22 protein-coding genes are annotated in these 21,142 nt (G+C 70.4%); 9 read left to right on the plus strand and 13 right to left on the minus strand.

The window, feature by feature from the left end:
* Positions 1–32: 32 nt before the first annotated feature.
* Both HDC36_RS07400 and HDC36_RS07405 read right to left on the minus strand, forming a co-directional pair.
* Positions 33–548 (minus strand): DinB family protein, encoded by a 516-nt coding sequence (locus tag HDC36_RS07400; protein WP_179565912.1) that lies wholly within the window; start codon positions 546–548, stop codon positions 33–35.
* 11 nt (positions 549–559) lie between these two features.
* Positions 560–1,468, minus strand: coding sequence for a DMT family transporter (locus tag HDC36_RS07405; protein ID WP_179565914.1), 909 nt, complete (start codon positions 1,466–1,468; stop codon positions 560–562).
* A gap of 243 nt (positions 1,469–1,711) precedes the next feature.
* Between HDC36_RS07405 and HDC36_RS07410 the strand changes: the two genes are divergently transcribed.
* The 4 genes from HDC36_RS07410 to HDC36_RS07425 all read left to right on the plus strand — a co-directional run bounded on the left by HDC36_RS07410 (position 1,712) and on the right by HDC36_RS07425 (position 5,001).
* Entirely contained in the window at positions 1,712–2,653 is a 942-nt protein-coding gene (locus tag HDC36_RS07410) for a LysR substrate-binding domain-containing protein (protein ID WP_179565916.1), read from the plus strand.
* Positions 2,654–2,842: 189 nt separating this feature from the next.
* Positions 2,843–3,157, plus strand: a complete 315-nt coding sequence (locus HDC36_RS07415; protein ID WP_179565917.1) for a metalloregulator ArsR/SmtB family transcription factor — start codon at positions 2,843–2,845, stop codon at positions 3,155–3,157.
* Between the two features lie 32 nt (positions 3,158–3,189).
* On the plus strand, positions 3,190–4,641 hold the full coding sequence (locus HDC36_RS07420; RefSeq protein ID WP_179565919.1) for a DUF2867 domain-containing protein: 1,452 nt from the start codon (positions 3,190–3,192) through the stop codon (positions 4,639–4,641).
* Positions 4,642–4,707: 66 nt separating this feature from the next.
* The gene (locus tag HDC36_RS07425; protein WP_179565921.1) at positions 4,708–5,001 is read left to right on the plus strand and encodes a hypothetical protein; all 294 of its coding nucleotides are present in this window, start codon (positions 4,708–4,710) and stop codon (positions 4,999–5,001) included.
* Positions 5,002–5,128: 127 nt separating this feature from the next.
* Here HDC36_RS07425 and HDC36_RS07430 read toward each other — a convergent pair whose 3' ends face one another.
* The gene (locus HDC36_RS07430) at positions 5,129–5,887 is read right to left on the minus strand and encodes a DUF4349 domain-containing protein (protein WP_179565923.1); all 759 of its coding nucleotides are present in this window, start codon (positions 5,885–5,887) and stop codon (positions 5,129–5,131) included.
* A gap of 161 nt (positions 5,888–6,048) precedes the next feature.
* The gene (locus tag HDC36_RS07435) at positions 6,049–6,405 is read right to left on the minus strand and encodes a GFA family protein (RefSeq protein WP_179565925.1); all 357 of its coding nucleotides are present in this window, start codon (positions 6,403–6,405) and stop codon (positions 6,049–6,051) included.
* A gap of 103 nt (positions 6,406–6,508) precedes the next feature.
* Here HDC36_RS07435 and HDC36_RS07440 point away from each other — a divergent pair, with 103 nt between their 5' ends.
* On the plus strand, positions 6,509–8,326 hold the full coding sequence (locus HDC36_RS07440; RefSeq protein WP_179565927.1) for a DUF885 domain-containing protein: 1,818 nt from the start codon (positions 6,509–6,511) through the stop codon (positions 8,324–8,326).
* A gap of 346 nt (positions 8,327–8,672) precedes the next feature.
* Here HDC36_RS07440 and HDC36_RS07445 read toward each other — a convergent pair whose 3' ends face one another.
* Together HDC36_RS07445 and HDC36_RS07450 are read right to left on the minus strand one after the other, a co-directional pair.
* Positions 8,673–10,502 carry an ABC transporter ATP-binding protein gene (locus HDC36_RS07445; RefSeq protein ID WP_179565929.1) on the minus strand — a complete coding sequence of 610 codons (1,830 nt, stop codon included), beginning with the start codon at positions 10,500–10,502 and terminating at the stop codon, positions 8,673–8,675.
* A gap of 100 nt (positions 10,503–10,602) precedes the next feature.
* Positions 10,603–11,565 carry a helix-turn-helix domain-containing protein gene (locus tag HDC36_RS07450; protein ID WP_179565931.1) on the minus strand — a complete coding sequence of 321 codons (963 nt, stop codon included), beginning with the start codon at positions 11,563–11,565 and terminating at the stop codon, positions 10,603–10,605.
* Positions 11,566–11,656: 91 nt separating this feature from the next.
* Here HDC36_RS07450 and HDC36_RS07455 point away from each other — a divergent pair, with 91 nt between their 5' ends.
* Entirely contained in the window at positions 11,657–12,073 is a 417-nt protein-coding gene (locus HDC36_RS07455) for a rhodanese-like domain-containing protein (RefSeq protein ID WP_179565933.1), read from the plus strand.
* A gap of 739 nt (positions 12,074–12,812) precedes the next feature.
* Here HDC36_RS07455 and HDC36_RS07460 read toward each other — a convergent pair.
* The 6 genes from HDC36_RS07460 to HDC36_RS07485 all read right to left on the minus strand — a co-directional run bounded on the left by HDC36_RS07460 (position 12,813) and on the right by HDC36_RS07485 (position 17,721).
* Positions 12,813–13,223 (minus strand): VOC family protein, encoded by a 411-nt coding sequence (locus tag HDC36_RS07460; protein ID WP_343204321.1) that lies wholly within the window; start codon positions 13,221–13,223, stop codon positions 12,813–12,815.
* Positions 13,220–14,827, minus strand: coding sequence for a serine hydrolase (locus HDC36_RS07465; RefSeq protein ID WP_179565935.1), 1,608 nt, complete (start codon positions 14,825–14,827; stop codon positions 13,220–13,222). The genes HDC36_RS07460 and HDC36_RS07465 overlap by 4 nt, the downstream gene beginning before the upstream one ends.
* Before the next feature lie 256 nt (positions 14,828–15,083).
* Positions 15,084–16,337, minus strand: a complete 1,254-nt coding sequence (locus HDC36_RS07470) for a sigma-70 family RNA polymerase sigma factor (protein ID WP_179565937.1) — start codon at positions 16,335–16,337, stop codon at positions 15,084–15,086.
* Positions 16,338–16,392: 55 nt separating this feature from the next.
* Positions 16,393–16,800 (minus strand): VOC family protein, encoded by a 408-nt coding sequence (locus HDC36_RS07475; protein ID WP_179565939.1) that lies wholly within the window; start codon positions 16,798–16,800, stop codon positions 16,393–16,395.
* A 42-nt stretch (positions 16,801–16,842) separates the two neighbouring features.
* The gene (locus HDC36_RS07480; RefSeq protein WP_179565941.1) at positions 16,843–17,265 is read right to left on the minus strand and encodes a VOC family protein; all 423 of its coding nucleotides are present in this window, start codon (positions 17,263–17,265) and stop codon (positions 16,843–16,845) included.
* Between the two features lie 39 nt (positions 17,266–17,304).
* Positions 17,305–17,721 carry a YciI family protein gene (locus HDC36_RS07485; protein WP_179565943.1) on the minus strand — a complete coding sequence of 139 codons (417 nt, stop codon included), beginning with the start codon at positions 17,719–17,721 and terminating at the stop codon, positions 17,305–17,307.
* 177 nt (positions 17,722–17,898) lie between these two features.
* Between HDC36_RS07485 and HDC36_RS07490 the strand changes: the two genes are divergently transcribed.
* A complete protein-coding gene (locus tag HDC36_RS07490; protein WP_179565945.1) occupies positions 17,899–18,300 on the plus strand; it encodes a YciI family protein in 402 nt (133 codons plus the stop codon).
* Between the two features lie 110 nt (positions 18,301–18,410).
* Here the strand turns inward: HDC36_RS07490 and rraA are convergent, their stop codons facing one another.
* On the minus strand, positions 18,411–18,893 hold the full coding sequence (rraA, locus tag HDC36_RS07495) for a ribonuclease E activity regulator RraA (RefSeq protein WP_179565947.1): 483 nt from the start codon (positions 18,891–18,893) through the stop codon (positions 18,411–18,413).
* 168 nt (positions 18,894–19,061) lie between these two features.
* Between rraA and HDC36_RS07500 the strand changes: the two genes are divergently transcribed.
* Positions 19,062–19,892 (plus strand): DUF72 domain-containing protein, encoded by an 831-nt coding sequence (locus HDC36_RS07500; RefSeq protein WP_179565949.1) that lies wholly within the window; start codon positions 19,062–19,064, stop codon positions 19,890–19,892.
* 209 nt (positions 19,893–20,101) lie between these two features.
* Positions 20,102–21,067, plus strand: coding sequence for a 2-keto-3-deoxygluconate transporter (kdgT, locus tag HDC36_RS07505; RefSeq protein WP_179565951.1), 966 nt, complete (start codon positions 20,102–20,104; stop codon positions 21,065–21,067).
* The last annotated feature ends 75 nt before the right edge of the window (positions 21,068–21,142 follow it).

The raw sequence follows: 21,142 nt of genomic DNA on the forward strand, positions 1-21,142 counted from the left end.
GCGGACTGCACTGCATTGGCCTGCGCCGGCGCTCAGGCCGCTGGCGCCGCGCCGCGGCGCTCGGGTTCGCGTGCGTGCAGGAAGCGGGTGAACAACTCGCGCGGCTGCTCCAGCCCGCAGTCGCTGAGCAACATGGCGATGTTGCCGCGGTGATAGGCGCCATGCGCGAGGACATGGAACAGCATCTCCTCGCGGGTCATGCGGCCGGCATCGCCGTCGGTGAAGCGGAATGCGAGCGACTTTTGCAATGCGGCCGCATCGAGCTGGCCGACGTAGCCGGCATACCACCGGTCGGATTCGGCGACGGCCGCGTGCAATGCCTCCAGCGCCGGCGTCTCCGGCGTGTTGCTGGCCGTGAACGCATGCGTGCCGCCGTCCAGGTGCGCGGCGAAGATCCGGTCCACGACGTAGGTGTGGTTCAACAGCCGGATCGCGCGCTGCCGTGGCGCCGGATACGCGGCCGCGTCGATCTGCGCCAGCGCCTGCAGCAACTCGGCGTTGGCCCAGGCCTTGTAGGCGAATTGCGATGCGAGCAGGGAAGCGGTCATCGGCAGGTCCTTCAACGCGCGCGCTGGCTGAAGGCGACGCTGCCCAGGATCAGCGCGCCGGCCAGCAGCATGCTCCAGGTCAACGGCTCGCCGAGGATCGACCAGGACAGCAGCGCGCCGAACACCGGGACCAGGTAGGTCACCGTCGACGCGCGCGCCGGGCCGATGCGCTGGATCAGCCGGTAGTACATCAGGAAGGCGAGGCCGGTGCAGACCACGCCCAGCGCGCCGGCGCAGGCCCAGGCCACCGCCGGCACCGGCGCGGCCGGCCAATGCGTCCATGCCAGCGGCGCCAGCAGCACTGCGCTGCAGCCCAGGGTCGAGGCGGCCGACGCCGCCGGCGGCAGGTCGCTCATGTAGCGCTTCACCAGGCTGTAGCCGATGCCGTACAGCAGCGAGGCGGTGGCGCCGGCGAACGCCGCCGGCCCCACGCTCAGCCCGGCCGACTTGCCGGTGGCCAGGACCACGATGCCGACGAAGCCGATCAGCAGCGCCACCGCGCGGCGCACGCCGATCTTCTCGCCGAAGAACAGGAACGCGATCAGCGCGGTGAACAGCACGGTCATCGCGTTGCAGATCGCGCCGATCGCCGCCGGCGCATGCTGCGCGCCCCAGGCGAACAGCAGGAACGGCAACGCGGAGTTGAGCAGCCCGATCGCCGCCAGCGTCGGCCAGCGCCGCAGCGGAAAGCGCGCGCGCGCCATCCACAGGAACGGCAGCAGCACCGTCGCCCCCAGCGCCAGGCGCAGTTCCACCAGCGCATAGGCGCCGAACTGCGGCGCCGCCACGCGCATGAACAGGAACGAGCAGCCCCAGACGATGCCCAGGAACAGCAGCTCCAGGGGCGTGCGCCAGTCGCGCACCGCGGGCGCCGGAAGGACGTCGGCTGGATCGCCGGACGCGGGATGGGCTGCATTCACCGTGTTGTCTCCTGGATTCATCTTGTGTCCGCTGCCGTCGATCGTGCCGTCGCCGCGGACGCGGCTGCCACCTGCCACCGGGCAACAGGCAACGCGCGCGAACAGCGGCGGAAGCGGGGCCGCGCGCCAACGCGGCCCGTACCGGCCCCGCATCTTGCGCATGGCTGTCAGGATCGCGCGCCGTCGCAACGCCCACAAGCGCGTAGTATCGTCGCGAGCCACAAATCTGCCGCGTGTCTAGCCATGCAACTGCGCCCTGCCCTGCTGCCCGCGCTCGGCGTGTTCGCCGCCGCGGCGCGCCACCAGAACTTCGCCCATGCCGCGGAGGAACTGCACCTCACCGCCAGCGCGGTCAGCCACCACGTGCGCAAGCTGGAAGCGCTGCTCGGCGCGACGCTGTTCCAACGCCATGCGCGCGGGGTCAAGCTGACCGCCGAGGGCCGGCAGCTGGCCGATGCGGCCAGCGCGGCGCTGGCCGACATCGCCGCGGTGGCCGGCAACCTGCACCCGCAGGCCGATACCGCGCCGCTGCGCATCACCACGCTGCGCTCGCTGTCCTACTGCTGGCTGCTGCCGCGGCTGCCGCGCTTCTGCCAGGCGCATCCGCACGTGCGCCTGGACATCCAGACCGACGCGGCGTTCTCGCGCTTCGAGGACGGCGGCCCCGAGCTGGGCATCCGCTACGGCCAGGGCGCGTGGCCGGGGCTGACCTCGCACCACCTGATGGACGACGAACTGTTCCCGGTCGCCTCGCCGGCACTGCCGCAGCTGGCCACGCTGCGCCATCCCGAGCAGATCGCGCAGCTGCCGCTGCTCAGCGACATGTCGCCGCAGGGCTGGCGCGACTGGTTCCGCGCCGCCGCGGTGCGCGGCGTGGAACTGCCGCCGATGCACACCTTCAACGACAGCACCGACGCGATGCGCGCGGCGGTGTACGGCGTCGGCGCGGTGCTGGCGCGCAAGCACATCGCCCAGCCGTACCTGCAACGCTACGAACTGGTGCGCCTGCCCGGTCCGGCGCTGAAGGCGCGCTATTCCTACTACATCGTGCACCCTGGCCACCGCCTGCCCAGCCCGGCGGCCAGCCAGTTCATCGACTGGCTCAAGCGCGAGGCGCTGGACGAACGCACGCCGATGCCGGCGCTGCCGGCGGAACTGCTGGGGCTGCCGCCGAGGGCGGGCTAGGCGTTCGCCTGGTTGCGCGCTTTTGTAGGAGCGGCTTCAGCCGCGACAGACATTGCCGGTAACGCGTGTCGCGGCTGAAGCCGCTCCTACAAGATCCGATCGCCTGAATCAGAGATACGCCGCAGGACGCTTGACACACGGCCATCGATGCGTCATTAATTAGCTAATTCGTTAATTATCTAATCCCTGATGTCCATCGACCGCGTCTTCGAAGCCCTCGCCTCCCGCCCGCGCCGCGAGATCCTGGCCTACCTGTCGGCGCAGGAACTCACTGCCGGGCAGATCGGGCAGCGTTTCGCGATGAGCGCGCCGGCGATCTCGCGGCACCTGTCGGTGCTGGAAGCGGCCGGGCTGGTGTCGAGCGAGCGCCGCGGCCAGTTCGTGGTGTACCGGCTGACCCCCGACAACCTGGTCAATACGCTCAGCGGCTTCGCCTTCGAGGTCTGCCCCAGCGCCGGCCCGCTCAAGCGCGAAGCGCGCAAGCTGGCGAAGAAGAACGCCTGATCCGTCCCGCCCCGGCCAAAAGGAACCCGCCGATGTCCACCGCCCCGCTCCGCGAAACCGCTGCCGCCCAGGCAGGTTTTCCCTCCGTGCGCCTGGCCTCGTACAGCGGCGGGCTGCCGGTGGAAGTGACCCTGATCGCGCAGCTCGGCGCCGGCGCCGGCGATCCGTTGATCGCCCAGGCCTGCGTGCGCCAGCGCGCGCACCCGAGCTTCCACGATGCGCTAGACGAACCGTCGGCACGGCTGGCCGACACCGATTTCGCCAATGGCGAATCGACCGCGCTGTTCTCCTTCGCGGTCGGCGCGAACGGGCATCCCTTCCATCGCCACGCAGGGCACCGCATGTTCACCGCGATCACCGGCAGCGGCGGCGCGCAGCTGCGCTTCTGCACCGCATCGATGGCGCAGCTCGAACAGGACCCGCAGCATTTCCTGGCCGCGTTGCGCCACGTCGACCTGCCGGCCGACTGCCTGTTCACCGTGCGCTTCGGCGGCGGCACCTGGCACCAGTTCGCGCCGCTGCGCGCGAACGCGGCGCATCCGGCGTTCTTCGCGCTGTCCTGCCACAGCGACGAGGCCGGCGGCGATCTGAGCCCGCAGGTGCGCGAACGGGTCATGGCCGGCACCGCCGACATCGCCACGCTGACCGAATTGCTGCCGGAGGCGGTGCGCGCACTGCTGGCGTCGCCACAGGCGCAGGCGGTGCAGGTGCCGACCGTGCGCCTGTCGCTGTCCGCCTCGCCCGGCAGCCGGCGGCTGGCCTGGTGCGCGGACCTGCGCGCGCGCAGCGGGCGCCTGCGCCAGGCGCTGGGCAGGTGGCGGCATCCGCCCGGCTTCGTCGCGCTGGCGCCGCGCCTGGCGGCCGTGCGCTCGCTGCCGCAGCCGGTGCCCGGCTCGCTGCTGTGGGACGAGCTGCAGGCGCACGACCATCAGGACAGCGTGCGCCTGCGCCTGCAGCCGCATCAGCTGCGCCAGCGCGGTGCGCACGCGCTGATGGTGGCGCTGCTGGAAGGCTTCATGCAGCGTCGGCCGCTCGGCGTGACCTGGCTGATGCGGATCCGCAATGCGCTGGTCGCGCCGCTGCGGCTGCGCACCTCGCCGCTCGGGTGCCCGGTGTCCTCGCTGCTGTCGCCGCAGCGCGAACGCCTGTTCGCCGGCCGCTTCCCGGTGCTGGGCCAGGCGCACCCCGCGCACGACCGGCGCGCGCAGGTGCTGCTCGGCGCGGACGACCGGCACCTGGTGTTCCGCAGCTGCGTGGGCGTGGACGTCGCCGAGGACGGCAGCGTGGAACTGAGCCTGGACACGCGGGTGGCCTGCCGCAACTGGTTCGGCCGCCTGTACATGGCCTTGATCGCGCGCGGCCATCGCCACTACATCGCCCCGGCGATGCTGCGCGCCGCGGCCGAGGCGCTGCTGGCGCCGGTGTTCGACGAGACCACGGTGGACCAGGCCGCGCTCGGCAGCGCCGCGTCGCAACCGCGCTGAGCCGTCATCACTTCGTCTTAGCCGGCGCCTGCCTAGCCTTGCCTTCCCCTACCCAGAGGAACACGCATGCCCCTGCTCCGTATCCGCATCACCGGCAGCGAAGACGACGCCCGCGCCATCATCAACCTGCTCGGCAGCCTGGAAGGCATCGAGCACGTCGAGGAAATCGACGATCTGATGAGCCATATGGACGACGACGATTCCAGCTCGGCCGGACTGCCCGACGACCAGGGTCCAGGCACCCACGAGGTCGAGATCGAGGCCGGCAACCTCGCCACCGCGCAGAAGGTGCGCGAAGCGGTGGAGGCGCTGGCCTTCGACCTGGAAGTGATCGTGGAGTTCGAGCAGGACGAAGGCTAGCCGCCTTCTTTCTCCTCGACTGACGAAGCACTGTAGGAGCGGCTTCAGCCGCGACAGGCTCTACCGGTAACGCCCGTCGCGGCTGAAGCCGCTCCTACACAAGTGGTACCTGGCGAGCGCCAGCTTTCTAAACGCGCCTGCGTCGCCGACGCAGCCAGGCGACCAGCCACCACAGCACCACCCCGAGCAGCACGAACGGGGTCAGCGCCGCGATCGTACGGATCGCCCAGGCGGTGGCGGAGGCGAAGATCGCGCCCGTGTCGGCGAAGGCTTCGCCGATCTCGCTGCGGCTGCGTTCGCCGTCGAGCGCGGCGAACTGCAGGGTCAACCGCTGCGTCTCGATACGCCGGCGCTGCTGCGCCGCCTCCTGGCTGGCGGCCAGCAATTGCGTATCGAGTTCGGCCAGCTTCGCCGACAGGCTGATCATGTCGGCGACGCTGAGGTCGCGGCGCTGCTGGAATTCCTGCAGGCGGCGCTGTTCGGCCTGCAGGCGCTGCTGCAACGCGGCGTTGTCCTGCACCGCCTGCGCCAGGTCCTCGGCATGGGTGCTGCGGCTGCCGATCTCGCCGCCATTGCCGGCCTGCGCGATCAGCGGCTCCACCCCGGCGGGCACGATGCGCACGCTCAGTGCGGCCCGCGGATAATCACCGCCGCTTTGCTGCAGCGACAGCACGTTGCAGGCGCCGAAGCGCCCGCTCAGGCAGCTGTCCTGGGCCTGCTTGAGCCGCGTCTCGATCTGCGCCGCCGGCAGTTGCACGTTCACCTCGTGCTCGTAGGCCAGCATCGCCGCGCGTCCGTCCGCGGTCGGTGCCGCGGCCGGCCCGGCAGCGGGCGCCTCGGCCGCGCTTTCGGCGCTGTGCTTGGAGCAGGCGGCGAGCGCCAGCATCAGCACCAAGGGCGCACAGACGATGCGGATGGTGCTTCTTGCAGGAACGACTCCGGGTGGCCTCAGGCCATCAGTGGCAATAGGCCTTCCCGGTGCAGCCCGTCGCGACTGAACTCGCTCCCCCACCATGGCAGGTAGCCACCAGTACCGCGAGCGCGCCGTCACAGGCTCGCTCCGTCCACCGCGTGCACCTGCAGCGCGCGCAGGTCCAGTTCGGGCAGGCAGCGCACGTTGACCGCCACCGTCGCCTCGCCGGTCTTGGGATGGGTGCCTTCGCTGAACGGGGCGATGCCGCAGTCCGGGCAATGGTGATGGTCGATGTGCTGGCGATGGAACCGATACGTGCCCAAGGCCTGCGGCGCGCTGCGCAGCGACAGCGCCGCGCGTGCGCCGAACCACAGCAGCCCGCCGCGGCGGCGGCACATGGAGCAGTTGCAGTCGTAGACCTCGGCGATCGGCGCCTCGGTTTCCAGTTCGAATGCGATGCGGCCGCAATGGCAACTGCCCGTGTAGTTCATCCCTGCGCTCCCGTCCAAGAAGAGGCGCCAGAATAGTCCACGACAGGTGCGCGCGCCGCCGCGGCCGCCTATGCTTGGGAATCGACCCACCACAGGAAACCCGATGCGCAAGCACCTGCTCGCTGCCGCCCTGCTCGCCGCCCTCGCCGGCTGCCAGAAACCCGCCGACGCGCCGACCGCGGCGTCCGCCGCCACGCCCGGCGCGGCCGCCGATGCGGCCGACCCGGCCGCCGACGCCGCCTTCGCCGCGCTGTCCAAGCGTGCCGTGGACACCTGGATGCAGCTGTCCCCGGTCGGCGCCACCCAGACCGGCGATCACCGCTACGACAGCGAGCTGGACGATCTCAGCGCCGCCGGCCGGCAGAAGAGCCTGGGGGCGAGCAAGCAACTGCTGGCGGACCTGGACAAGCTGCAGGTGACCAAGCTCTCGCGCGAGAACCAGGTGGATGCGGCGATCCTGCGCAACCAGTTGCAGTCGGACATCTGGAGCAGCGAAGTGTCGCAGAGCTGGGCCTGGGATCCGCAGGTCTACAACGGCCTGGCCGGCGGCGCGATCTACGGTTTGATGGCGCGCGAATTCGCGCCGCTACCGGAGCGGCTGAAGTCCGCCACCGCGCGCATGGAGAAGATCCCGGCGCTGTTCGCGCAGGCGCGCGCGAACCTGGACCCGGCGCGGGTGCCGCAGATCAACGCGCAGACCGTGGCCAAGCAGAACCAGGGCATCCTCAGCATCGTCGATACGTTCATCGCTCCGCACGTGAAGGAACTGCCGGACGACGACGCGCAGCGCCTGCAGGCGGCGATCGACGGGCTGAAGAAAGCGGTGGCCGAACAGCAGACCTGGCTGGACAAGACCCTGGTGCCCAACGCCAAGGGCGATTTCCGCATCGGCGCGGAGAAATACGACCAGAAGCTGAAATTCGCGCTCAACTCCTCGCTGTCGCGCGCCGAGATCAAGCAGCGCGCCGAGGCCGAGCTCAAGCGCGTGCGCGAGGAGATGTACGGCATCGCCCGCACCGTGCTCAAGGACCGCCCGAACGCGCCGGCGCTGGTCGATGCGCCGAGCGACGCGCAGCAGCAGGCCGCGATCGAGGCGGCGCTGGAGCTGGCCTACGCGCAGCACCCGGCGCGCGACAAGGTGGTCGAGGACGCCAAGGCGTCGCTGGCTTCCTCCACCGAATTCGTCCGCAGCAAGAACCTGCTGACCCTGCCCGACGCGCCGGTGGACATCATCCTGATGCCCGAGTTCCAGCGTGGCGTGGCGGTGGCGTACTGCGACTCGCCCGGCCCGCTGGACAAGAACCTGAAGACCTTCTACGCGGTGTCGCCGATTCCCGACGACTGGAGCGCGCAACAGGCAGAGTCGTTCCTGCGCGAATACAACGGCCGCATGATCCACCTGCTGAGCATCCACGAAGGCGTGCCCGGCCATTACGTCGAAGGCTGGCACTCGGCCAAGTTCCCCTCGACCCTGCGCGGCGTGCTGCGCTCCGGCACGTTCGCCGAGGGCTGGGCCGTGTACACCGAACGGATGATGCAGGAGCAGGGCTACCTGGACAACGATCCGCTGTTCCATCTGGTGCAGCTGAAGTTCTACCTGCGCACCCTCGCCAACGCGCTGCTCGACCAGGGCGTGCACGTGGACAACTGGAGCAAGGAACAGGCCATGCGGCTGATGGTGCACGACACCTTCCAGCAGCAGAGCGAAGCCGAAGGCAAGTGGGTGCGCGCGCAGCTCACCTCCGCGCAGCTGCCAACCTACTTCGTCGGCGTGCAGGAACACCTGGACCTGCGCAAGGCGATGCAGGCCAAGCTCGGCGACAAGTTCGACCTGAAGGCCTACCACGACCAGGTGCTGTCCTACGGCGCGCCGCCGGTGCGCTTCGTGCGCGAGCTGATGCTGGACGAGCCGATCCAGTGAGAAGCCGGGATTCGGGATTAGGGAGTGGGGATTCGTAAAAGCGGTTCCTCGCGCCCGATGACCTCACGCGATCCAACTGGAGAACAGCCCCCCTTGAGTCAAGGGGGGCGCGCCGATAGGCGCGGGGGATCTGGATGGTGATGAGCTGGGGCCCGCGGTTTGCGCAGCAAACTGTGGGGGCGGCGGCGCGAATGCGCTGACGCCGCTCAGGCGCGGGGGATCTGGAAGGTGATGAGCTGGGGCCCACGGTTTGCGCCGCAAACTGTGGGGGCGTTAGCGCGAATGCGATAACGCGGCTCAGCAGCAAACTGTGGGGGCGGCAGCGCGAATGCGCTGACGCCGCGCGCTAGCGCGCTCCGACGAATCCGCCGGTCTGCCGCGCCCACAGCCGTGCGTACAGGCCGCCGCGCGCGACCAGTTCGGCATGGGTGCCGGTTTCGACGATCGCGCCCTGGTCCATGACCACCAGCCGGTCCATGCGCGCGATGGTCGAGAGCCGGTGCGCGATCGCGATCACCGTCTTGCCTGCCATCAGCTCGTCCAGGCTGTCCTGGATCGCCGCCTCCACTTCCGAATCCAGCGCCGAGGTGGCTTCGTCCAGCACCAGGATCGGCGCGTCCTTCAGCAGTACCCGGGCGATGGCGATGCGCTGGCGCTGGCCGCCGGACAGCTTGACCCCGCGTTCGCCCACGTGCGCGTCGTAGCCGCTGCGGCCTTCGCCGTCGCGCAGCGCGTCGATGAAGCCGTCGGCGCGCGCCTTGCGCACGGCTGCCAGCAGTTGCACCTCGCTGGCGTCGGGGCGGCCGTACAGCAGGTTGTCGCGGATCGAGCGGTGCAGCAGCGAGGTGTCCTGGGTGACCAGGCCGATCTGCCCGCGCAGGCTTTCCTGGGTCACCGTGGCGATGTCCTGGCCGTCGATCAGGATGCGTCCGCTCTCCAGGTCGTACAGCCGCAGCAGCACGTTGACCAGGGTCGATTTGCCGGCGCCGGACGGCCCCACCAGGCCGATCTTCTCGCCCGGGCGCACCTGCAGGTCGAGCCCGGCGATGACCCCGCCGCGTTTGCCGTAGTGGAAATGGATGTGCTCGAAGCGCACCTCGCCGCGGCTGACCTGCAGCGCCTGCGCATCGGCGCGATCCTGCACCTGGATCGGCTGGGCCACGCTTTCCATGCCGTCCTGCACGGTGCCGATGTCTTCGAAGATGCCGTTGACCACCCACATGATCCAGCCGGACATGTTGTGGATGCGGATCACCAGCCCGGTGGCCAGGGTGATCGCGCCGACGCTGATCCGGCCCTGGCTCCACAGCCACATCGCCAGCGCGCAGGTGCCGACGATCAGGAAGCCGTTCAACGCCGCGATCGAGAAATCCATGGCAGTGGTCATCCGGGTCTGCCCGCGGTGCTTGACCGCCAGTTCCTGGATCGACTCGCGCACGTAGGCCTCCTCGCGCCTGGCATGCGCGAACAGCTTCAGCGTGGCGATGTTGGTGTAGCCGTCGACGATGCGGCCCATCGCCTTGGAACGCGCTTCCGAGGCGATCCACGCGCGCTGCTGCATGCGCGGCACGAAGTACGCCATCAACGCCACGTAGGCGACCAGCCAGCCGATCAGCGGCAGCATCAGCCGCGCGTCGGCCTGCGCGAACAGGTACAGCGCGGTGCCGGTGTAGACCAGGATGTACCACAGCGCATCGACCATCTGCACCGCCGATTCGCGCAGCGAGGTGCCGGTCTGCATGACCCGGTTGGCGATGCGCCCGGCGAAATCGTTCTGGAAGAAATTCAGGCTCTGCCGCACCACGTAGTTGTGCATCAGCCAGCGCGTGCGGTTGCTCAGCCCGGGCATGATCGCCTGGTTGACCAGCAGGTTGTGCAGCCCGGTCAGCAGCGGCCGCGCGACCAGGGTGATGGCGGCCATCCACAGCAGTTCGTCGCGGTGGCGCGCGAAGAAGTCCGGCCCCGGCGCCTCGGCGACCAGATCGACGATGCGGGCGAGGAAATCGAACATCGCCACTTCGACCAGCGCCAGCAACAGCCCGGCCACCAACGTGGCGGCGAACACCGGCCATACCGGGCGCAGGTAGAACGCGTAGAAGCGCCACACTCCGCGCGGCGGCGTGCGCGGATCGATCTCGGGGAATACGGGAATCAGCGACTCGAACCAGCGGAACATTGCGGACCATCCTTTTGCAAGACGCGCAGCGTAGCCGATGCCGGTGTCCTCGCCATGTGCGCTTGCGCCGGGTAGCGCGGCCTGCGCACGCGTTCAGGCCTCAGGCGAACTGCCCGAAGCCGCTGCGGTACACCGAAGGCGCCACGCCCACATGGCGCCGGAACGCGGCCCGGAACGCCTCCAGCGTCTCGAAGCCGCAGGCCGCGGCCACCCGCTCCAGATCCAGCCGTCCGTCCTCCAGCAAGGCTTTCGCCGCGCGCACCCGCTCCTGCTGCAGCCAATGCGCGGGGGTGGTGCCGATCGCGGCCTTGAAGCGGCGGTAGAAGTTGCGTTCGCTCATCGCCGCCGCCCGGGCCAGGTCCGCGGCGCCGATGCCGGCGTGCAACTGCTGCCGCGCCCAGTCGAACACGCCGTCGAACGGATGGCTGCGCGGCGCGGCGACCGGGCTGGCGACGAACTGGCGTTGCCCGCCCTCGCGGTGCGGCAGCATCACCAGGCGCTGCGCTACGCGGTTGGCCACGGCGGTGCCGAAGTCGCTGCGGATCAGATGCAGGCCGGCATCGATGCCTGCGGCGCTGCCGGCCGAGGTCACGATGCGGCCGTCTTCCACGTACAGCGCATCGCAGACCAGCGTGCTGGCCGGAAAGCGGTCCTGGAACTGCTGCGCGTAACGCCAATGCGTGGTCGCCCTGCGCCCGTCGAGCAACCCGCAATGGCCGAGCAGGAACGCGCCCGAGCAGATCGACAGCAACCGCGCGCCGCGGGCATGCGCCGCGCACAGCGCCGCCTTCAAGGCGGCGCCGGGCAACACCGCCGGCCCGCTCCAGCCCGGCACCACGATCGTATGCGCCTTGCGCAACAGTTCCAGACCGCCGTCGGCGGCGACCCGCAGCCCGCCGATGCCGCTGTGCACCTTGCGCGCGGTCATCGCCACGCCGAAGCGGTACCAGGGCAGGTCCAGTTCCGGCCGCTGCAGGCCGAACAGCTCGGCGGCGATGCCGAACTCGAACAGGCACAGGTTCGGATAGGCCAGCGCGACCACGTAGGGCGGCGTTTTCGTCATGGCAGAAAATGACCGATGTTCGTCAATCCTGCCAGTGTAGCCGCGGTGGCGCCGGCGGCACACTGGCCGCTCCCACCGCGAGGACACGCCCATGCCGAACCCCGTGCTGCAGACACCTGCCGCCTCCAGCGCCGACGCGCTGCGCCATTTCGCCGCCAAGCGCTCGCTGGAGACCGATTGCTGGGACGTCCACGCCGCGATGTCCGGCGCCGACGCCGGCTTCGTCCTGCTCGACGTCCGTTCCCCCGCGCTGTACGCACAGGGCCACCTGCCGGGGGCGCGCAACCTGCCGCACGCCAAGATCGTGCAGGGCAAGCTGTCCGCCTATCCGGCCGACACCCTGTTCGTGGTGTATTGCGCCGGCCCGCACTGCAACGGTGCCGACAAGGCGGCCGTGCGCCTGGCCGCGCTGCAACGCCCGGTGAAGCTGATGATCGGCGGCGTCACCGGCTGGCTGGACGAGGGTTTCGCGCTGGTGCGCGGCGATACCGGTACCGACGCGGCATGATCGATCGCGGTCACCTGGCGCTGCACGAGTAACTGTGGGAACGGTGCTGCCGCTATATGGTTTCTTGCGGGAAGGACTTCCGTCCCGACTGCTGCCGGAGCCGCAGGCCCTCTGGCTTCGATGTCGCGGCTGAAGCCGCTCCTACGAAAAGCCGTGCGTGTCGGAGGCTATCCGCACGTCCGGCCAGGCTTCTTGTGGGAGGGACTTCCGTCCCGACTGCTGCCGGGGCCGCAGGCCTTCCGGTTTCGAGGTCGCGGCTGAAGCCGCTCCTACAAAAAAGCGGTGCGTGGCGAAGGCTATCCGCACGCCGACCTGCTTCTTGTGGGGGAGGCTTCAGTCCCGCCTGCTGCCGGGGCCGCAGGCCTTCCGGCTTCGAGGTCGCGGCTGAAGCCGCTCCTACAAAAAAGCGGTGCGTGGCGAAGGCTATCCGCACGCCGACCTGCTTCTTGTGGGAGAGGCTTCAGTCCCGGCTGCTGCCGGGGCCGCAGGCCTTCCGGCTTCGAAGTCGCGGCTGAAGCCGCTCCTACAAAAAAGCGGTGCGTAGCGAAGGCTATCCGCACGCCGACCTGCTTCTTGTGGGAGGGACTTCAGTCCCGACTACTGACGGAGCCTCAGGCCTTCCGGTTTCCAGGTCGCGGCTGAAGCCGCTCCTACAGCTGGCCTGGCGATCGGCACTTGTTTCCTGCGCCGCGCACCTGCACCGGGAGGGCGGCCCGCGGCATCGCCGCAGCCACCGTGCTCATTCCGCGCCATGGCAGCACACGCACAGCTTGTTGCCGTCCAGGTCGCGGAAGTACGCGCCGTAATAGTGCGGGTGGTAGTGCGGGCGCAGCGCGGGTGCGCCTTCGCAGCGTCCGCCCTGTGACAACGCCAGCGCATGGCAACGATCCACCAGCGCCCGGTTCGCCGCCTGCAATGCGAGCATCTGCCCGTTGCCGGGGGTCGCCGGCTGGCCGTCGAAGGCACGGCCGATCAGCAGCAGCGGCCGCGGCGCGTCCGCTGCGGTCCAGCCGGCCCAGCCGCGCGCGTCGTCGCGGAATTTCAGCTGCAGCCCCAGTGCCTGCAACAACGGCGCATAGAACGCGAACGCGGCCGGGAAGTCGTTCACCCCGAGATGCGCGTGCGAGAGCATCGCCACGGCCTCGTTCACGACGCGGCGGCCACCGGGGTCAACAACAGGTCCTGGAAATCGAAGCTGAAATCGGTAAGCGGCGAGATCGCTTCCATGCGTACCTCGCGCACCTTGCCGTCGGGGGTCAGCGCGAAATTGACGAAGGCATCGGCATTGAGCGAACGGTCGCGCCAGCGCACGATGAAGGTGTCGTGCTGCCAGTGCTCCAGCGTGCCGACCAGTTGCGCGGTCTTGCTGAAACGCAGTTCCAGCTGCTTGCCGCGCTGCACGATCGCCACCTCGCCGTACCACGGATCGCGATAGGTCCCTGCATAGCCGGCCAGCGGCAGCGACGGCCTGGAGGTGGCATCGCGCGCGGCCTGGTGCTTGTGCCAGTCCTCGTCGGCTTTTGCGTCGGCCTTGGCCACCGCGGCGGCATAGGCGGCGGTCCAGTCGGTCGCCGGCGCGCCCAGGTAGGCGTCGAGCACCTGCAGGGTCAGCGCGTTGAACGCTGCGCCGACCTCCTGGTTGGTCAGCACGATCACGCCCAGCTTCTGCTCCGGCAGCAGCGTCAGCCGCGACACCATGCCCGGCCAGCCGCCGGTGTGCCAGACCAGCTTGTGCCCGCGGTAGTCGCTCAGGCTCCAGCCCTCGCCGTAGCCGGCGAAGTTGGGTTTGGCCGGCAGCAGTTGCGGCACGCTCGGTTCGGCGATGGCGATCGGGGTGATCACCTGCCACATCTCCTGCTGGCGCTGCGCGCTGAACAGGCGCCGCTCCTGGCCATCGGCCGACGGCAGGCGCCCGCCGTCGAGCTGCACCTGCATCCACTTGGCCATGTCGTGCACGCTGGCGTAGATGCCGCCGGCGCCGGAATTGTTCGACCAGGTCAGCGGCGGCACCGGGCGCAGGTCGCGGAAATCGAACTTGGCATGGCCGACCGCCGCGCGGTCGCCGGGCTGCAGGTAGTCGCTGTTGATGCGCGCGCCACTCATGCCCACCGGCACGAAGATGCGCTGGCGCACGAACTCGGCATAGGACTGCCCGGAAACCTGCTCGATCACCTTCTGCGCCACTGCGTAGAGGATGTTGTCGTAGGCATAGCGGTCGCGGAAGCCGCCCTTCAGCGGCACCTGCGCCAGGCGCCGCACCACCTCCTCGTTGCTGTAGCTGGTCGCCGGCCAGAACAGCAGGTCGCCGGCGCCCAGGCTCAGTCCGCTGCGGTGGCTGAGCAGGTCGCGCACGCGCATCTCGCGGGTCACGTAGGGATCGGCCATCTGGAACCACGGCAGGTGCTCGATCACCCGGTCGTCGAGCGCGAGCTTGCCCTCGTCGGCCAGGATCGACAGCGACGCGGCGGTGAACGCCTTGGTGTTGGAGGCGATCGCGAACAGGGTCTGCGCGTCCACCGGCTCGGGCTTGCCGAGTTCGCGCACGCCGTAGCCGCGCTCCAGCACCACTTGCCCGTCCTTGACGATGGCGATGGCGATGCCGGGCACGTCGAACTGCTTGCGCACGCGCTCGACCCGCGTATCCAGGTCCTGCAGCGCAGGCGGCAATGCGGCGTCCACCTGAGCGGGCGCCTGCGCCTGCGCGCTGGCGGTCATCGCCAACAACAGGCCGCAGCCCATCGACATCGTCTTCAAATCCGTCGCTCCTCGCAGAAAAAACCGAAAAAGAACCAAGCCGGCGCAGCACCGCGGCTTACGTCCGCGGCGCGGCGCAGGCCGCATCGCCAACCACCATGCCAGCCGTCAAACCGCAGGGCGATCCGGCAGTGAGGCGAGGCGGCACCCATGCCCGACATCGTCCGCAGCGCAGCGATGCCGTATGCGCCGCCCCACCCCGCGCCAGCGCAGCACGGAGTGTAGGACAGCCGGCGGCATGCGCGGCAGTGCCGCGCTACAGCGCCGCCGCTCGCGCCAGCAGCGCCTGCCGCTCGCGCGTGTTGGCGGTGAGCGCGGCGGCCTGCGCGAAGGCCACACGCGCCTCGTCGGTGCGGCCCAGGCGCTGCAGCACATCGCCGCAGGCCGCTGCCAGCGGCGCGTAGTCGCGCAGCCGCGGATCCTCGCGCAAGGGCTGCAGCAAGGCCCAGGCCGCAGCCGCGCCCTCGGCGCGCGCCACCGCCACCGCGCGGTTGAGTTCCACCACCGGCGAGGGATGCCGTTGCGCCAGCCGCGCGTACAGCGCCGCCAGCCGCGTCCAGTCGGTGTCCTCGGCGCGGCGCGCGCAGGCATGGCATTCGGCGATGGCCGCCTGCAGCACGTAGGCGTCGTCGACGCCGCCCAGCGCCTGCGCGCGCCGCAGCGCGTCCTGGCCGCGCGCGATCTGCAGCCAGTCCCAGCGCGCCCGGTCCTGCTCCGGCAACAGCACCGGGCTGCCGTCGGCGCGCACCCGCGCCGCGCTGCGCGAGGCCTGCAGTTCCATCAGCGCCAGCAGCCCATGCACCTGCGGCCACGCCGGCAACCGATGCGCCAGCACCCGGCCCAGCCGCAGCGCCTCCTCGCACAGCGCCGGACGCATCCAGTCGTCGCCGGCGCTGGCCGCATAGCCTTCGTTGAACACCAGGTAGACCACTTCCAGCACCGATGCCAGGCGCTGCCGCAGCGCCGCCTGCCGCGGCACCTCGAACGGCACCCGCTTTTGCGCCAGGGTGCGCTTGGCGCGGACGATGCGCTGGGCGATGGTCGGCTCCGGCAGCAGGAACGCGCGCGCGATCTCCTCGGTGGTCAGACCGCCGAGCAGGCGCAGGGTCAGCGCCACCCGCGCGTCGGCCGGCAGCAGCGGATGGCAGGCCACGAACATCAGCCGCAGCAGGTCGTCGCCGATGTCGTCCTGCAGCGCGTCGCTGTCGTCCGGCGCGGGCAGCGCCTGCGGCTGCAGCGCCTCGCCCCATTGCGCGTGCTGGCCGGCGATGCGCTGGTGCTGGCGCAGCACGTCGATGGCGCGATTGCGCGCGGTGGTCATCAGCCACGCTCCGGGGTTGTCGGGAATGCCCTGCGCGGGCCAGCGCTCCAGCGCGGCCAGCCAGGTGTCCTGGACCAGTTCCTCGGCGCGGCCGACGTCGCCGCCGAGCAGCCGGGACAGGCGCGCGATCAGGCCCGGCGCCTCCATGCGCCAGACCGTCTCCAGGCGTTGCGCGAACGCGGTCTCCATGCGCGGAATCAGAGCACCGGATGCGCCGCGGCACAAGCCGCGGCGGCCGTCGCGCTCAGCCCGGCGCGCCGCTCATGTGCGCGATCTCCCACAGGTGGCCATCGGGATCCTCGAAGCCGCGCTGGTACATGAAACCGTAGTCGCGCGGCGGCTGCGGCTCGCGCGCGCCCGCGGCCAGCGCTTTTCCCAGCAACGCATCGACCGCGGCGCGGCTGGGTGCCGACAACGCGGTGATGACCTCGGTGCGCACACGCGCATCGCTGATCGGCTTGCTGGTGAAGCCGGCGAAGAACGGCTCGGTCAGCAGCATCACGAAGATGCTGTCGCTGACGATCATGCAGGCCGCATTCTGGTCGGTGAAGGTCGGATTGAAGGCGTAGCCCAACGCCGCGAAGAAGGCCTTGGAGGCCTCCAGATCGCGGACCGGGAGGTTGACGAAGATCATCTGCGGCGCATCGGACATGGCGGCGTTTCTCGATCGAGGGCATGCAGGAATGCGTGGGAATCACGGCTGTTTCATGCAGTTGACCATCCACGGCTTGCCGTAGCGATCGACCAGCATGCCCCAGCGCTGCGCCCAGAACGTCTCGGCGAGCGGCATGCCGACCTGGCCGCCGGCGCCCAGCGCGGCGAACACCCGTTCGGCCTCCTCCACCGAATCCACCTCGACGTTGATGGTGGTGATGCCGACGCCCTGCGCGGCGTGGCTGTCGGCCGCCATCAGCACCGCGCCGCCGGCTTCGAGCTGGCTGTGCGCGACCTGGTCCAGCGTGTCCGGGGGCATCTCGCCGCAGCCGTCCATGTTGTCGCTGGGCGGCACGTCGCGATAGGTCATTTCCGACACGACGCTGCCGCCCAGGGCCTGCGCGTAGAACGCCATCGCCTCGTGGGTGCAGCCGTCGAAACTCAGGAACGGAATCAGTTTCATCGGGGTCTCTCCTTGCGGTGGTGGCAGCGGTGGTGTCGCTCAGCCGGGGGTGCACGCGCGCAGGCGGCGCTGCCGGGCCTGCAGCAGATCGGGAGGGAGGGCGTCGCCCAGTTCCTGCAGGTCCATCAACGGGCGCACTTCGACCTCGGTGCCGGCCTCGAACGGGGCGCGCTTGAGCCACTCGGTGGCCTCGTCCAGCGAGCGCACCTGCCACAGCCAGAAACCGGCCACCAAGTCGCCCGTCGCGGCGAACGGACCGTCGACCGCCTGCCGCCGCTGCGGCTCGAAACGCACGCGACGGCCGCGCGAACTGGGCTGCAGGCCTTCGGCGGCGAGCAGGATCCCGGCCTCGGCCAACTGATCGTTGTAGGCGCCCATCGCCCGCCACGCGTCCTCGCTGGGCAAGCGCCCGGCCTCCGAGTCGGCGGTCGCCTTGACCAATACCATCACTTTCATCGCGTTCTCCCTGGGTGCGGCCGCTGGCGGGCCGTGCATTGGGTACGACGCGCGGGGAAGACGGAAATCGACAGGCCTGCGCAAAAGTTTTCGAGGAGCTCGGATGCGGCGCCGCAACACGCGGCCGCGCCGCGCTGAGCGATCATGGGCCTCCCGTTGCCGCCGGCCGTTCGCCCCATGCAATTCCTGCTGCTGATCTACATCGACACGTCCTTGCTGCAGGCCCTGCCCGCCGAGGAATACGACCGCCTGATGCGCGATTGCCTGCAGCACGCCGATGCGCTGCAGGCCGAAGGCACCCTGGTGCTGGCGCAGCAACTGCAGCCGGTGGCCAGCGCCCGCACCCTGCGTTCGCGCCAGGGCCAGCTGCGCATCACCGACGGCCCCTTCGCCGAGACCCGCGAACTGCTCGCCGGGTTCAACCTGATCAATGCGCGCGACCACGACGAGGCGGTGCGCATCGCCAAGCACTTCCCGTGGTCGCGCTTCGGCAGCATCGAGGTGCGGCCGCTGGCCGACATGGACGCCGAGCGCGTCCGGGTCGGCGCGACGGCGGCGAGCCGGATCTCCGCTGCATAGCCGCGCCGCGTCGGCCAGGCGCAGCGTGCCGGGGAGCACCGCAGCGTCGCGGGTGCCGCGCGCGTGGCGCAGCCGCTCGGCAGCGCGTCAGTCCCGCCGAGAAGACACGCTCACGCCGCGGGCAGCGCATGCGCAGCGACCAGCACGCCGTTGCGATCGGCGTACAGCCAGTGCCCGGGCACGAACGCCACGCCGGCGAACTGCAGCGGCACATCGACCTCGCCCAGGCCGCGTTTTTCGGTCTTGCGCGGGCACGCGGCCAGCGCCTGCACGCCCAGCGGCAGCGCCGCCAACGCCTCCACGTCGCGTACGCAGCCGTGAAGCAACAGCCCGGCCCAACCGTTGCGCACCGCGTTCTCGGCGATCTGGTCGCCGAGCAGCGCGCAGCGCAGCGAGCCCTGCCCGTCGACGGCGATGACGCGGCCGGCACCGGGCGTGGCCGCCAGTTCGCGCACCCGCGAGTTGTCCTCGAAGCAGCGCACGGTGACGATCCGCCCGCAGAACGCGGCGTGGCCGCCGTAGCTGCGGAACAGCGGTTCGGCGACCTGCACCTCGGGATGGGCGTCGCACAGATCGGGCGTGGTCCAGGGCATGGTCGGTCGCGGCAGCGGGCAGAGCCTGGATGGTAGCGCGCCGCCTGCAGCGGCGGCAGCGGCCGTCGCAGGCAGGCGTGCCGCCGCCGCTATCGCACGCATCATGCACACGGCAGCGGCGCGGGCTGCGGCACAATTCGCCTCCCTGTCCGCGCCGACATCCATGCCATGAACGATCTCTTCGACTCCGCCCCGTCCGCGCCGGACGGCATCCGCGTCGGCATCGGCGGCTGGACCTATGCGCCATGGCGCGGCGGCATGTTCTACCCGCAGGAACTGGTGCAACGCCGCGAGCTGGAATACGCCAGCCGCCACGTCAACAGCATCGAGATCAACGGCACCTACTACGGCACGCAGAAGCCGGACACCTATGCGCGTTGGCGCGACGAGGCGCCGGCCGATTTCCTGTTCTCGGCCAAGGCGCCCAAGCGCATCACCGGCATGCGCAAGCTGGCCGCCGCCGGCGCGCAGATCGAGGATTTCGTCGGCGGCATCGCCACGCTCGGCGACAAGCTCGGCCCGTTGGTCTGGCAGTTCGAGCACGGCCGCACGCTCGACCTCGACGACCTGGCCGCGTTCCTGGACCTGCTGCCGCCGCAGGCCGACGGCCGCCGCCTGCGGCACGTGCTGGAAGTGCGCGACCCGGCCTGCGTCGGCCCGCGCCTGCTGGAGCTGGTGCGCCGCCACGGCGTGGCCACGGTGTTCACCGATTCGCCCGACTTCCCCTCCTTCGCCGACCTCAGCGCCGACTTCGTCTACGCGCGGCTGATGCGCAGCCGCGCCGAACTGGCGCACGGCTATGCGCCCAAGGAATTGCGCGCCTGGGCGGCGCAGGCGCAGGCCTGGCGCCGCGGCGAGGATCCGGACGCGCTGCCGCACGCCGGCACGCCGACCGCCAGGGCCAAGCCGCGCGAGGTCTTCGTCTATTTCATCAGCGCGGCCAAGGAACGCAATCCGGCCGCAGCGATGGCGCTGCTGGCCGAACTCGGCAAGCGCTGAGCACACTGCAGCGGCGCGAGCGAGCGCGGGCAGGCGCAGGCGACCGACCGCACAGTACCGCTGCGACGTGCGGCTGAACCCGGCACACACGGCACCGCGCCGCGACACCCTTCGCGCAATGCAGTTGCAGTACAAGCGGGAACGCAGAACGACACCGGCGCATGCCGGCGCCGGACGCGCCTTTTTTCCCGAGCGGACATCCAATCCCGATGCAGATCAAGCGCACGCTCGAACGCGTTCCAGGCGGCATGATGCTGGTGCCGCTGCTGCTCGGCGCCGCCTGCCATAGCGCATGGCCGCAGGCCGGCGCCTTCCTCGGCTCGTTCAGCCAGGGCCTGATCGGCGGCGTGGTGCCGATCCTGGCGGTGTGGTTCCTGTGCATGGGCGCCTCGATCCGGCTGCGCGCCAGCGGCCGGATCCTGCGCCAGTCGGGCGTGCTGCTGCTGACCAAGCTCGGCGTGGCCTGGCTGGTGGCAGTGCTCGCGGCACGGCTGCTGCCGCCGGCGGGGATCGCGCAGGGCTGCTGGAAAGGCGTCTCGGTGCTGGCCCTGGTCGCGGCGATGGACATGACCAACGGCGGGCTGTTCGCCTCGCTCATGCAGCAGTACGGCAAGCCCGGCGAAGCCGGTGCGGTGGTGCTGATGTCGCTGGAATCGGGCCCGTTGATGACCATGCTGATCCTCGGCAGCGCCGGCATCGCGGTGTTCGAGCCGCGCCTGTTCCTTGGCGCGGTGTTGCCGCTGCTGGTGGGGTTCGCGCTCGGCAACCTGGATCCGCAGCTGCGCGCGCTGTTCGCCGCGGCGGTGCCCGCGCTGATCCCGTTCTTCGCCTTCGCGCTGGGCAATACGCTGGACCTGCACGTGATCGCCAGCGCCGGCGTGCCTGGCGTGCTGCTCGGCGTGCTTGTCGTGGTCGTCACCGGGATCCCGTTGCTGTTCGCCGATCGGCTGCTCGGCGGCGGCAGCGGCAGCGCCGGCATCGCCGCCTCCAGCACCGCCGGCGCCGCGGTGGCCACGCCGGCGCTGATCGCGGCGATGGCGCCGCAGTTCCGTGCGGCGGCCCCGGCCGCCACCGCGCTGGTGGCGACCTCGGTGATCGTGACCTCGCTGCTGGTGCCGCTGCTGACCGCGCTGCACGCGCGTGCGCGCGCCAAGCGCGCTCCACCCGGCGATTGACCCGGCACCGGCGACGCGATTGCAGGGTCCCGGCGAAAACGCCGTCCGCCGCGCCGGCGGTTTACGCGACAATAG

Origin of the sequence: Xanthomonas sp. JAI131 (assembly GCF_013410075.1) — a bacterium.
In the GTDB taxonomy this organism is placed as follows: domain Bacteria; phylum Pseudomonadota; class Gammaproteobacteria; order Xanthomonadales; family Xanthomonadaceae; genus Xanthomonas_A; species Xanthomonas_A bonasiae.

Excerpts from the sequence above, each read along its gene's own strand:
- HDC36_RS07400 (WP_179565912.1), bottom strand. The coding sequence starts at position 548 with ATGACCGCTTCCCTGCTCGCATCGCAATTCGCCTACAAGGCCTGGGCC.
- HDC36_RS07490 (WP_179565945.1), top strand. The coding sequence starts at position 17,899 with ATGCAATTCCTGCTGCTGATCTACATCGACACGTCCTTGCTGCAGGCC.
- HDC36_RS07435 (WP_179565925.1), bottom strand. The coding sequence starts at position 6,405 with ATGAACTACACGGGCAGTTGCCATTGCGGCCGCATCGCATTCGAACTG.
- HDC36_RS07485 (WP_179565943.1), bottom strand. The coding sequence starts at position 17,721 with ATGAAAGTGATGGTATTGGTCAAGGCGACCGCCGACTCGGAGGCCGGG.
- HDC36_RS07445 (WP_179565929.1), bottom strand. The coding sequence starts at position 10,502 with ATGTTCCGCTGGTTCGAGTCGCTGATTCCCGTATTCCCCGAGATCGAT.
- HDC36_RS07425 (WP_179565921.1), top strand. The coding sequence starts at position 4,708 with ATGCCCCTGCTCCGTATCCGCATCACCGGCAGCGAAGACGACGCCCGC.
- HDC36_RS07430 (WP_179565923.1), bottom strand. The coding sequence starts at position 5,887 with ATGCTGGCGCTCGCCGCCTGCTCCAAGCACAGCGCCGAAAGCGCGGCC.
- rraA (WP_179565947.1), bottom strand. The coding sequence starts at position 18,893 with ATGCCCTGGACCACGCCCGATCTGTGCGACGCCCATCCCGAGGTGCAG.
- HDC36_RS07500 (WP_179565949.1), top strand. The coding sequence starts at position 19,062 with ATGAACGATCTCTTCGACTCCGCCCCGTCCGCGCCGGACGGCATCCGC.
- HDC36_RS07450 (WP_179565931.1), bottom strand. The coding sequence starts at position 11,565 with ATGACGAAAACGCCGCCCTACGTGGTCGCGCTGGCCTATCCGAACCTG.
- kdgT (WP_179565951.1), top strand. The coding sequence starts at position 20,102 with ATGCAGATCAAGCGCACGCTCGAACGCGTTCCAGGCGGCATGATGCTG.
- HDC36_RS07475 (WP_179565939.1), bottom strand. The coding sequence starts at position 16,800 with ATGTCCGATGCGCCGCAGATGATCTTCGTCAACCTCCCGGTCCGCGAT.
- HDC36_RS07455 (WP_179565933.1), top strand. The coding sequence starts at position 11,657 with ATGCCGAACCCCGTGCTGCAGACACCTGCCGCCTCCAGCGCCGACGCG.
- HDC36_RS07420 (WP_179565919.1), top strand. The coding sequence starts at position 3,190 with ATGTCCACCGCCCCGCTCCGCGAAACCGCTGCCGCCCAGGCAGGTTTT.
- HDC36_RS07410 (WP_179565916.1), top strand. The coding sequence starts at position 1,712 with ATGCAACTGCGCCCTGCCCTGCTGCCCGCGCTCGGCGTGTTCGCCGCC.
- HDC36_RS07415 (WP_179565917.1), top strand. The coding sequence starts at position 2,843 with ATGTCCATCGACCGCGTCTTCGAAGCCCTCGCCTCCCGCCCGCGCCGC.
- HDC36_RS07440 (WP_179565927.1), top strand. The coding sequence starts at position 6,509 with ATGCGCAAGCACCTGCTCGCTGCCGCCCTGCTCGCCGCCCTCGCCGGC.
- HDC36_RS07470 (WP_179565937.1), bottom strand. The coding sequence starts at position 16,337 with ATGGAGACCGCGTTCGCGCAACGCCTGGAGACGGTCTGGCGCATGGAG.
- HDC36_RS07480 (WP_179565941.1), bottom strand. The coding sequence starts at position 17,265 with ATGAAACTGATTCCGTTCCTGAGTTTCGACGGCTGCACCCACGAGGCG.